This window comes from Helicobacter pylori (genome assembly GCF_011140715.1).
In the GTDB taxonomy this organism is placed as follows: domain Bacteria; phylum Campylobacterota; class Campylobacteria; order Campylobacterales; family Helicobacteraceae; genus Helicobacter; species Helicobacter pylori_DA.
On sequence record NZ_SFZZ01000013.1, the window covers coordinates 96,624 to 107,351 of the forward strand.

Genomic DNA, 10,728 nt, shown 5'->3' on the forward strand with positions numbered 1-10,728 from the left:
TTCTAAATAGTGTAAAATTAAAATACAATATTAAACATAAGGATTGCCAATGGAATTCAACCCTGAAGGAGAATTATTGAACACTCTAGAAGAAAGCAAAGATGCAGAATATGTGGAGCTTTGCAAAAAAGCAGTAGAGATGCAAATGGAATTAAGGAAAGTTATGGATAAACGCCTAGAAAATGAAACCAAAGAGGTAAGATCCAGAATGCAAGCAAGGATTACTGAAAGGCTGGTTTCAGAAATTTTAAATACCGAAGAGCATTTTTCAAAAAAGATTATCCAAAACGAGAAAACGCTTGAAATTATTTTTGATATAGAGAGGACTTATAACAATGATTGGTGATGATGTTAATTGCGATAAAAAGCTTGCTCATTTAAATGAAGAGCAACCCATTTTAGAAGCGCCTAAAAAAGATAAAAAACCTAAAAAGCCTAGAAATTCTAAAATCAAGAGTTTAGATTTTTATGCCTCCTATGTGAGCAAAAATGTTGAAATCCAAAAAAAATTTGATGAGACTTATAGGTTGTGCGAACAAAAACAGCAAGAACTCAATAGTTTATTAAAAGAACTAGAAAACTTAAGGAAACAATTATGAAAGAAAAACTAGACAAATTATTAAAATTAGAGCTTAATGAGTTAGATAAACTAGATTTAGAAAAAGAGCTATCTAATCTAAAAATCACAAGCCATAAAATTTATCAAGAGTACTTATTAGAGAAGCGCGAAAATTGTGAAAAAACCCTAGAGATTAAAAATAATAATAAAAGGCTTTCTAAAATCCACTATCTCTATTCTTTAGCTAAAAGAATAGAAGATAAAAGAGAGAAAGAGTGCATTGAGCTTCAAAGAAAAATATTAAGGGATTTTGATAATTATCAAGGAAAACCATAATGATTTCCAATCTTTTAAAAAGTTACCTTGATGACTTTATGCCTATTTTAAGCCAACCTAATTTAAACGAAGTGGTTTTTAATAAAGAAAAAGAGTATTTTTTGCACCGCCCAAAGGAAAAAGTGAGGTGTTTTAATGAAAAATTTACTAATGATTATTTGTTAGTTTTTTGTGAGCAATTAGCCATTTTTAGAAACCAAAAATTCACTCTAAAAACGCCTAAGTTAAACACTTCTTTGCCTTACACGCAAATTAGAATTAACGCATTACACCCTAGCATTATTGCTAGTTCTAATATTTCTATCAATATTAGAGTGCCTAGCAATTTCAAGTTTGAAATTAACGCCTTTAAATTAAGTGAGAAATGTCTGGCTAAAAACATTACCTATGATTTTTTACTTAGCTTAGTAAGCTCAGGTAAAAATATTTTAATCAGTGGCGGCACAGCTAGTGGCAAGACTAGCTTTGTTAATTCCTTGATTGAAAATATTCCCAAAAACGAAAGGGTGGTTACTATTGAAGATAGTCCTGAATTAAAAATCAGTAACGAAGACCAAGTCAATATTTTAGTGGATAAAAGCGGGAGCGGGTTTTTCACTTATGAAGATGGCTTAAATGCGGCTATGAGAATGTCTCCTGATAGATTATTATTAGGCGAAATTGACACGCATAACACTGCGTTATTTTTGCGTTTAGCAAATACTGGGCATAGCGGAATGATAAGCACCTTACACGCTAATAGTGTGGTAGATGCTTTTATAGCTATTTGTCAAAATATCAACTTGAATAAAGGCGGTAAACCTACGCCTAAAGAAACGCTTTTAGATTATTTTTGCACTGGTATGGACTACGTTATCCAAATCAAAAAAAAAGGTAGCGATAGGATAATTGATGATGTTTTAAATGTTAAAAGCGAATTTAAAAAGGAGCTGATGTTATGAAAAATCCAAGACTTTATAGAAAATCTAAACAAAAAGGGGGTGCTAAAAGGATGGAATTTTTATTGGATGTTAGATGTGTCCAAATTTTAAATGATTTAAAAACGAGACATAACAAGTCTTACACCAAAATTGTAGAAAATCTTATTTTAAATAGCCAAATTAGTTTCTACAAACAGCAAAAAATCACAAGCGCTTTAGGCAGTTTAGCGATGCTATATAGCTCATTGAATGCGACTTGTTCTAATTTTAACCAGATTGCTTACCATTTAAATAATGCGGCACTTTTAGGAGAAAATGTTATCCATTTTGGCTTATTGCAAGATATTGAAATGCAACTGAAAGCTTGGAGCGAAAAAACAAAAATTTTAAACCTAGCTATCAAAAAAAGCGCTTTCATCGTAGCGCATTGTTTAAAAGGGGATAAGAAAATTTTTAAAGGGATGAATTTATGACAAAAGAAACTGATATTGATTTGATTAGAAATTATTTAGAAAAAATGGCGTCTATTATTAAAAATTCTCAAAGCATTATCAATGCCCCCCATTTTCTAAAAGATGAAAACCAAGCAAAAATATTGCAAGAAAATCTAAAAGAAAATTTCACTCTTTTAATGGAATATGTTAGTGAAGTTTGGGCTAAAAGCGAAGAGGAGTTTGAAGAGTTTATGAAAGATGAGAGTTTTGAGAATGATTTTATGCATTTTATGAGTTTATTAGATAGTAAAATCAAAGTAGAATAAATGCAAATTTATAAGCCTTATTGCTATATTATCTCTATTTTAGCCATTCCTTTTATCTTTTTAGGTGTATCGCATTATTTCTTAGATTTTCCTAGTTTTTCAGCGAGCTATAACTATCTAAAAAAAATTATTCTTAATCTACATAATTTTTCCCATTTTAAATTTGAGATTTATTTTTCATTTTTTTGTGCGTTATTACCGCTATTTTTGACAGCCTACTTATTTTTTAATGGGCGCAATATGGATAGTCATGGCAAGGCGGTTTGGGCTGAAATGAAAGATATTATTAAATACGAATACAATATTTTTAATATTTTTAAAGGCTTGTTTTTAATTTTGTTTTTACCTCTAATACTTGTTGTCTCTAGCTTTACGCTATTGCCTGTTTTTATAGGGTGTATATTTTATGAAGTTTATCATTTTGCCAAGAAAAGACCTAAGATTTTCTTTACGATCTTATCCTTTTTAGTAGTGATTTGTGTCTTAACCTTTATATTTAGGGGATTTTTAAGTGTAAAACTAACGCTATTTATGAAATATCTAAAAGGATTATTTTAAATGAGAGAAAAGTCCAAAACATTAAAAGATAGATTTAAGGATAAAGCCAGCAATTTATTCCATAAGCTTAATAGCATTCAAAAAGATTATTACACTAAAATTCTTCCTAAGGCTTGCAAAGATGTCTTTACGCTGGGTTCTTCTAAAAGTTATCCTATGACCTTAAATTTTAACAAAGGTTTTTGTGTGGGGCTATATAAAGGTTTAAATTCGCTTAAGCCTACTTATTATGATGCTCCACTTTCTACTTTAATCATCGCTCCTCCTGGAAGTGGTAAAACCGCAGCTGTGGCTGTTCCTAATCTTTTAAATGTGCCTAGCTCTTGTGTGGTGTTGGATATTAAAGGGGAGTTATTTGATTTAACGGCTGGTTACAGACAACAAGTTCTAAAAAATAAAATTTTTGTATTTGATCCCTTAGGAAATGATAACACGCTTAAATTCAATCCATTTGACAAACGCATTGTAGAAAAATTAGATTTTAACCGAAAGCGAAGGCTTGTAGATGAAGTGGGTAATACTATTTTTGCTGAAGATGGGGCAAATAAAGACCCTCATTGGACACAGCAAGCTAAAAACTTATTTGTCTTTTACGCCCTTTATGATTTGTGCGTGCATAACACCAGCACCTTTTTTGAAATTGCAAGCGCTCCTATAAAAAATTATGTCCCCTTAATCAATCCACAAAGCCGATTTTATACTGAATTATATGAATGTCAAAGTAGCGATAATGGTTTTGTTAAAGAGAATGGGCGTTATATGGCTAAAGTAGAAAATGGCGTTAAAAAAATGAAACCTAATGTCAATGTGGAATTGCTATGGTATAAACAAGTAGCCGAACAAGTCTATACTGACCCAGAAAATCCTAAAAATTATGATGGCTCTGTGAATCATTTAGAAAAAGACGATCAAGGCAATATTATAATGAAAGAGGGCATGTTAGACCCCATTATTAGAAACGAAGCGAACAGATGGGCTAAAGCAAATGACAAAGAGTTTGCGAGCATTAAATCAGTTTATAGTCGTTTTATGCAAGTCTTTACAAGCTATCAGGTTAAAAGCGCTACAGATAGCATGAGTTTTGAATACGAGGATTTAAGGGCTGATAATATTTCACTCTATATTAAAATCGCTCAAACAGATATTGACACGCTCGCACCGCTTATCCGTATCCTTTTGGAAAGTATTGCTAAAAATCTTTTATTGAAAGAGAGTAAGAAATTTGAAGAAAGGGTTTATCTCTTTTTAGATGAATTTGTGCGTTTTGGTAAATTGCCTTTTTTGTTAGAAATGCCCGCATTGAGTAGGAGCTATGGTGTGGTTTTAATTTTTATCACGCAATCCAACGCTCTTATTGAAAAATATTACGGCAAAGAAGACGCAAGAATTGTTAATAGCACCGTGGCTTACAAAGTAATTTTCAAAATGGATGATTTAGAATACGCTAAACAAGTGAGCGAAGAAATCGGCAAGATGACTAGAAAAACACGAAGCCACTCTACAGAAAAAGGACAGCTCATTATGGGTGGGACTTCTAGTATAGGAAAAGAAGCGTGGGATTTATTGAGCGCACAAGACATTATGAATATTGATAAAGATGAAGTGATCGTTTTAGTAAGCGGCCATAAGGCTAAACCCCTAAAATTAAAAGCGAATTATTATTTCAAAAACAAAGAATTACTCTCTCGTATTAACTGGGAAGTCAAACCCAATGAAGAAGTGTTTGATGAGTCAAAAAAGGTTGTATGAATATTTTTTAATTGCTTTTTGAAAATCGCTTTCTGCAACTTTTTATCCTTATTGTTAAAAGGAATGCGCTGATTTATAGCGCAGACTCGCATGAGTAAGATTTAAAAAATAAAGATTAACATTTTTGTAGTGTGGCTTAGCGCAACTTATTTTTAGAAATTAGCATGTTCTATTTTAAAGTTAGCGCAACTTGAATTAAAAATTAGCACGGATTGTTGTTGTAGATAAATTTTCTTGTATATTGTTTGATCACTTTTTAAATAGCTCGCTATGAGTGTCTAGACGCAATAAAACAAGTTCGTTTTCTTGTTTTTTGATTTCATAAATCAATAACAAGTTTGGCTTGACATGGCATTCTCTCAACCCTTTAAGATTGCCGCTCAAAGCATGGTCGCAATATTTTTGTCGGAGTGGTTTTTGTTCTTTTAGGCAATCAACAACGCTTGTAACATCGCTTTCTGTAATACGCCAAGACTAAAATATGCTTATTAAACTCTTTAAGAAAATCTTTCTTAGTTCTGACTTTAAGTATCATGCCTTTCTCTTTCTTGTTTTGCTATTTGTAAAAAATCATTGAAGTCTCCAAACGAAACATCGTATTCTGGGTCATCTTTTGAGTTAATCGTATTTAACAAACTTGGTGTGGGTTCTTTTTCTTGAGAATGTTTTTGGGCTAAAACCTGTCTGATCATTTGTTCTTGCAATTCACACTCTTGGATTTTTTTATCGCTTTATTTTTATCCCCTTCTGCCTTAAGCAATTGTTTTTCAATGGAGTTTAAAAAATTGTGCAGTTGCTTTTCATTGTATTGCGAGTAATCTGTAATAACATTTGGCATATTGAACTCCTTTCTAATAAATGATAGTTAGCGCAACTTGTTTTGATTTTAGCGCAACTTGTCATAAGCGTTATTTGCATTGATTCTTTCTCTCAATCAAAAATCGCACGCATTACAAACGCCTTTTTATTTTATCTCTCCCCCCTTTTCTTGTCGGTAAAGATTTCAAATTCTTGTAAAAAATGATCTTAAAAAAGCAAATTGAAAGTTTTAAAATAAGTTTTTTTGATTAAGTTTGATTTAAGAATATCTTAAAAGTGCGTGTTTTAGCCACCTGCAAGGTCAAATTGACTTCAATTTTTACGGAATTGAAGTGTTATCCTGCACTTTGAAAAGAGGGAATAATAATGTAGGATAAGAGCTAAAAATTAAAACAAGCGGCAAAGTTTTTGGGAGGATAAAATTACAACAAAATGGCGTTAGAAAAAAGTTATAGTAAAGACTTTGAAAGCGATGAGCTTTTTGATTATGAGATCATCAAGCCCAAAAAGACGCTTAAGATACAATACACTTATGCTAAACGCTATTATGAAGAAGCAGAAAAGTTTGCTAAAAATTTAACCCAACTCACACAAGAAAAATTCATGCGTTTAAGAGAGCCGCAAAAACAAGTGGTCATCAAAAACATAGGCAACATGACACGCTTGCATTCAAAAAGGGCTATGGATTATATCGCTAAGCATGGTGAGCTAGTGAGAGATGAATTTTTTAGTGCAGTTGATTATGATGATATAGCAGAGCAATGGAATAAGCAATTTGAAAACTTGTTAGAAAATAAGAGCCGTGTTAAAAATTGCGCTTTACATCTGGTGTTTAGCATTGATGAAAATTGTAATGAAAAAATTTTAAAAGCTTTGGAATTAAGCGTGTATCAAACACTCACTAATACGATAGGTTATGATTATCCTTTCATAATAAAACTCCATGCGCACCAAAACAATCCGCATGTGCATGTGATTATCAACAAAACTAACAAAATTACCAATAAGCAACTACGCTTTCATTCTAAAGACAGCTGTAAAGAGTTTTACCACACACTGAGAGAAACATTTAAAAATTATTTGTTTGCTAACTCAAAAGGCGAATTGCAATATTCTAACACGCCCAATATTCATAAGGCGATTAAAAGTATAGAAACAGAGTTAGATACGCTAGAAACACAGGCTAGAAATAATAAGAGTTTTAGGCATGAAAACTATTTTTATAAAGTTTTTGGCAGTGTAACTTCTCAAATAGAAAGCTTGAAAAAAGAGAAAATGCCCTATCTGATCATTTAGATAGTCTAAAAAATCTATTAGAAAAAACACATTGGGAAAAAGAAAATTTCACGCCCCCTACAAATGAAAAAGAACTTAATAGGCAACTTAAAGAAATGAAATGGCTCAATAAAGAAACTCCAACTCCTAAAAACACTTATAAAAAAATTCAAAAATTAGCTGTCTGTAAAAGCCCTTTAATAAAAGACTATCTTTATACCATCAAAAAACTTTTTGCCACACAAAAAAAGATTATAGATTTAGAAAAAGATTATAAAGATTTAAGAGCCTTAAAGGAAGAATTTAGCAAAGATTTAGAAACTGATTTATCCCATTCAAAAAAACGCTTTGAACTTTACACTAAACTAAAAAGCATGAGCAAAGTTTTTATAAGCAAAAACATTGTTAAAAATTTAGAAAAAATTGCTTTAGATTTTAAAAGCGATAGACACAGTATTTCGCAAAGAGCTTTTGAATTTTTTAGGTATATGAATTATCAAAATTTAAGCTTGACTGATAAAAGTAATATGTTTTTAGTGGCTAAGTTTTTTAAAGATAGCGCTTTACTTGTTGGTATTGCTCGGCTTGAAATAAAAAAGATAGATGATAATGTTAGAAATTCTAGCCCACAAGACAATTTGTTGGATAGACAGGCTTGGCTCAATCTTTTAGGACATTTAAGAAGACTTGAAGAGGAAAATTATTGTTTTGCTAAGAAGCGAAAAGAATTCTTAGAGACTAGAGCTATGGAACTATCAAAAGATTTGAAATTTTTAACGCAAGCTAATGAAAATGATTTGCCCATTTATGAAAGAGGGCAAAGGGATAAAATCATCAAACGCTGTGAAAAATCGCTTAATTTTTTACAGAAAGAATTGCAATGCTTTAAAACCCTATCAAAAAGTGCAAGCATAGCTTTAGAAAACTTGCAAAATAACCATCAAATCACAGCCGTTACACAAGACACGCAAGAAAACACAAACACGCTCAAAAAAATACCACTCAAAGATTTTAACAAAACTACTAATGAGCCTATAAGCCCTAACAATAACTATGAAATGGATTTTTAAAACCATCCATAAAATTTAATAACTTTACTTAGCGTATTTTTGAACCAATTCTTCTAAAGTGAATCCTTTGTTATCGTCTCTCAATTGCTCTTTTTGGCATTGTGAAACATTTTGCTCCATTTCTTCTTTAGTGTTAGAAGTGTCTAAAAGACAAGTTTTTAAGTCTTTTTGGTAATCTTGTATGAATTTGTCAAAGCGCTCTTTGTTGTTATAGATTTTGGCTTGCGATTGGGCACAGCTATCTTTAAAGCTGATAAACTCTTCTTTTTTGTGTTCGTTACGCTCCATGCAAATATCTGTAGCAAAAGCGATCAAGACACCTTTATTCTTTCTCAATAACCCCGCAGATTGCATAGCCATTTTATCCGCATCAATAAAAGGGCTTTGCTTTTCTAATTTAGGGTTCATATCCAAAGCGATTTCTTTCAAGCTCTTATTGTCTAAATGCGTTCTTTGGCAATGGGTGGATTTTTTATAAGGGCTTATAAAAACGCCATTCATCAGAGCGGCTTTTTCTAATTTGGGATCAATTTCTTTAATGCAAAAAGAAATAGCCAATTGAACGCTCAATTCTTTAGAGCTAGAATAAGGGTCGTGAAATTTCTCATACGCTTCTTTTTGGCATAGCCTTTCCTTGTTAGCTAAATGGGGCGAATTTTTAACGCATTCTTTGGTGAAATAAGGGATAATGTATGGTTTATATTGTGCGTATTCTTTTTCAAACGCTTCATTGCGCAAGATTAATCAGCCTTTTTTGTTGGTATTGTTGTTTTTCATAAGCGTTAGTTTTGTTTTTGCATTGTTCTTGCAGCTCTGGGTTATGGAAATCAGAGCAGCTAAAACGACGCTCTTGTTTTTGAATGATGGGAGTTAAGAGAGTGTTTAAATAGGCATCGTTTCTTTTAAAGCACTTATCTTTTAAGCCTTCATTAGTGAAATCATCGCATTGATACTGATCAATCTTTTTAGTGATGATTGGTTCAATAAGCTCTTCTTGAGCCTTTAAACACTGATTTATTCCATCGTATTTTTTAGGGAAATACCCCATTTCTTTTTGGCAATCATATTTTGGGTTATTTTTAGCCTTAGTCAAGTGGTCGTTTAAAATTTGCTTATCTACAAACATGCACCCGCTCACGCCTAATCCCATTAAACATGCCAAACTCAACGCTCTCAACTTTAAAAGTCTTGTTTTTTTCATTTAAGCTCCTTGGTATGAAAACACCATAAAATCACAACTTGCTCGCCTTATCTAAAAGCATTTGCTTCATTTCTTTTTTCTTGTGTTCTAAATAAAAAACAATAGCGTCTTGAACAAACACGCTTTTATTTTCCCTGAACGCTCCAAATTCATTCAAATACTCTTCTACGCTATTCATCACTTTCTCTGAAATATAGAGCGTGTGGGCTTTTTTCCTGTCTTCTTTTTCATGTTGGTTTGTTTCATGCTTGTTGGCATTCTCAAAGCGATTTTCTAAATCGCTCAGCCTGTCTTTTTTAGTGTTTTTAAATTCCATATTTATCCTTTAAAGTAGATTGTTTTTAATATCATAACACAATTAAGCGTTATTTAGAATTAAACTATAAATTCTACCATTTCATCATTTTTTGATCCTTAAATACCCGCTCAATTCATCATAGAATTGAGACCATTCGTTTTTAGCTTTATTATCATTGTATTCCATCACGCCCATACCTTCACTCACTGAACGCTTATAAGCTATCCTTTCGCTTAATATATTATCCATTAAAAACACGCTTTCATTAGCGTTATTTTGGTTGATAAAATCAATGAGAGCTTTTTTCTCTTTAAGAGTGGGGATAGTAGGAATGCGGTTCATCACAATACAAGCTTTTAAGTTTTCATTCAACGCTTGGATGTCTCTAATCCTTTCTAGCATGTCTAATAGCACCGCTGTGTCTAGTTGGCTTGGCGTGGTGGGTATTAGCACCCAATCGCTCAATAACATAGCCCTTTGGCTTTCTTTAGAATGTTCGCCTTTAGTGTCAATAAGGATGTATTCGTATTTATCCATCATCTGTTTTAAGGTGTCTGTGATATTACCTGTGCGATTAAAGAGCGTGAAATTGGGCAAACTGGTTTCACTCCTAATATTATTGAACACTTCCAAACTCTTTTGACTATCAGTGTCTAATGCGGCAATATCTTTCTTGTCTAGCAATAATTGAACGCACAAGTTCAAACACAAAGTGGATTTACCGCTCCCTCCTTTTTCATTAGCTATGGTGATTATCATCTCTTATTCCTTTATCATTTTGTTAAACATATTTTAAAGATAAATAGCTTAAAAGTATATAAAATAGAAAAACTTAATACTATGTTATTGTAAATAGTTATATTATCTATTAGTTCTTTTTGAAATGATTAGTAGAATTTTATTAGTAGTGGTTTTTTAGGGTGTTTTTAAAAAGGGAAAAGTTTAGAGAAAAAGAATATTAAAAGGCATTACGCTAAATTCAATAACATTATTTAATAACATGTTATTGAACGCATTAGTGAAACTCACATCCCCATGTCGTAATCACCACTAGATGCTTTTTTCATTGGTCTATACACTTCTTGGTTGGCTTGTTCTTTTATCTCTTCCCTCTCATCCACTAAATTCGCTCTTTTTTCAGCGTTCATTTTCTTTAAGACTTCTTTAGATTTAGGGTTGAATA

The 10,728-nt window shown here is 32.0% G+C and carries 10 protein-coding genes and 4 pseudogenes; 9 read left to right on the forward strand and 5 right to left on the reverse strand.

Features of this window, described 5'->3' with window-relative positions; all coding sequences use genetic code 11:
- Positions 1–49 precede the first annotated feature (49 nt).
- The 8 genes from EWZ81_RS02080 to EWZ81_RS02115 are packed head-to-tail and all read left to right on the forward strand — an operon-like array spanning position 50 to position 4,882.
- Entirely contained in the window at positions 50–346 is a 297-nt protein-coding gene (locus EWZ81_RS02080; protein WP_165548863.1) for a hypothetical protein, read from the forward strand.
- Positions 336–599 (forward strand): hypothetical protein, encoded by a 264-nt coding sequence (locus EWZ81_RS02085; RefSeq protein WP_078263915.1) that lies wholly within the window; start codon positions 336–338, stop codon positions 597–599. The genes EWZ81_RS02080 and EWZ81_RS02085 overlap by 11 nt, the downstream gene beginning before the upstream one ends.
- A complete protein-coding gene (locus tag EWZ81_RS02090; protein ID WP_165548864.1) occupies positions 596–895 on the forward strand; it encodes a hypothetical protein in 300 nt (99 codons plus the stop codon). The genes EWZ81_RS02085 and EWZ81_RS02090 overlap by 4 nt, the downstream gene beginning before the upstream one ends.
- Positions 895–1,836: a CpaF/VirB11 family protein gene (locus EWZ81_RS02095; protein ID WP_000625142.1), complete on the forward strand. Its 942-nt coding sequence runs from the start codon at positions 895–897 to the stop codon at positions 1,834–1,836. Before EWZ81_RS02090 ends, EWZ81_RS02095 begins: the two co-directional genes overlap by 1 nt.
- Entirely contained in the window at positions 1,833–2,288 is a 456-nt protein-coding gene (locus EWZ81_RS02100; RefSeq protein ID WP_165548865.1) for a mobilization protein, read from the forward strand. The genes EWZ81_RS02095 and EWZ81_RS02100 overlap by 4 nt, the downstream gene beginning before the upstream one ends.
- Positions 2,285–2,575, forward strand: coding sequence for a hypothetical protein (locus tag EWZ81_RS02105; protein WP_000159813.1), 291 nt, complete (start codon positions 2,285–2,287; stop codon positions 2,573–2,575). The genes EWZ81_RS02100 and EWZ81_RS02105 overlap by 4 nt, the downstream gene beginning before the upstream one ends.
- Entirely contained in the window at positions 2,576–3,133 is a 558-nt protein-coding gene (locus EWZ81_RS02110) for a hypothetical protein (RefSeq protein ID WP_165548866.1), read from the forward strand. It begins immediately after the preceding gene.
- Positions 3,134–4,882, forward strand: coding sequence for a type IV secretory system conjugative DNA transfer family protein (locus tag EWZ81_RS02115; RefSeq protein ID WP_165548867.1), 1,749 nt, complete (start codon positions 3,134–3,136; stop codon positions 4,880–4,882).
- A gap of 249 nt (positions 4,883–5,131) precedes the next feature.
- Here the strand turns inward: EWZ81_RS02115 and EWZ81_RS02120 are convergent.
- Positions 5,132–5,414: pseudogene (locus tag EWZ81_RS02120) on the reverse strand (type II toxin-antitoxin system RelE/ParE family toxin).
- Positions 5,407–5,720 (reverse strand): annotated as a pseudogene (locus EWZ81_RS02125) (hypothetical protein). Before EWZ81_RS02125 ends, EWZ81_RS02120 begins: the two co-directional pseudogenes overlap by 8 nt.
- A gap of 413 nt (positions 5,721–6,133) precedes the next feature.
- Between EWZ81_RS02125 and EWZ81_RS02130 the strand changes: the two are divergent.
- Positions 6,134–8,046 (forward strand): annotated as a pseudogene (locus tag EWZ81_RS02130) (relaxase/mobilization nuclease domain-containing protein).
- Between the two features lie 24 nt (positions 8,047–8,070).
- Here the strand turns inward: EWZ81_RS02130 and EWZ81_RS02135 are convergent.
- From EWZ81_RS02135 to EWZ81_RS02145, 3 genes and pseudogenes are all read right to left on the reverse strand, one after another.
- Positions 8,071–9,247: pseudogene (locus EWZ81_RS02135) on the reverse strand (hypothetical protein).
- A 31-nt stretch (positions 9,248–9,278) separates the two neighbouring features.
- Positions 9,279–9,563 (reverse strand): hypothetical protein, encoded by a 285-nt coding sequence (locus tag EWZ81_RS02140; RefSeq protein ID WP_000394655.1) that lies wholly within the window; start codon positions 9,561–9,563, stop codon positions 9,279–9,281.
- 84 nt (positions 9,564–9,647) lie between these two features.
- The gene (locus tag EWZ81_RS02145) at positions 9,648–10,304 is read right to left on the reverse strand and encodes an AAA family ATPase (protein WP_165528941.1); all 657 of its coding nucleotides are present in this window, start codon (positions 10,302–10,304) and stop codon (positions 9,648–9,650) included.
- Between the last annotated feature and the right edge of the window lie 424 nt (positions 10,305–10,728).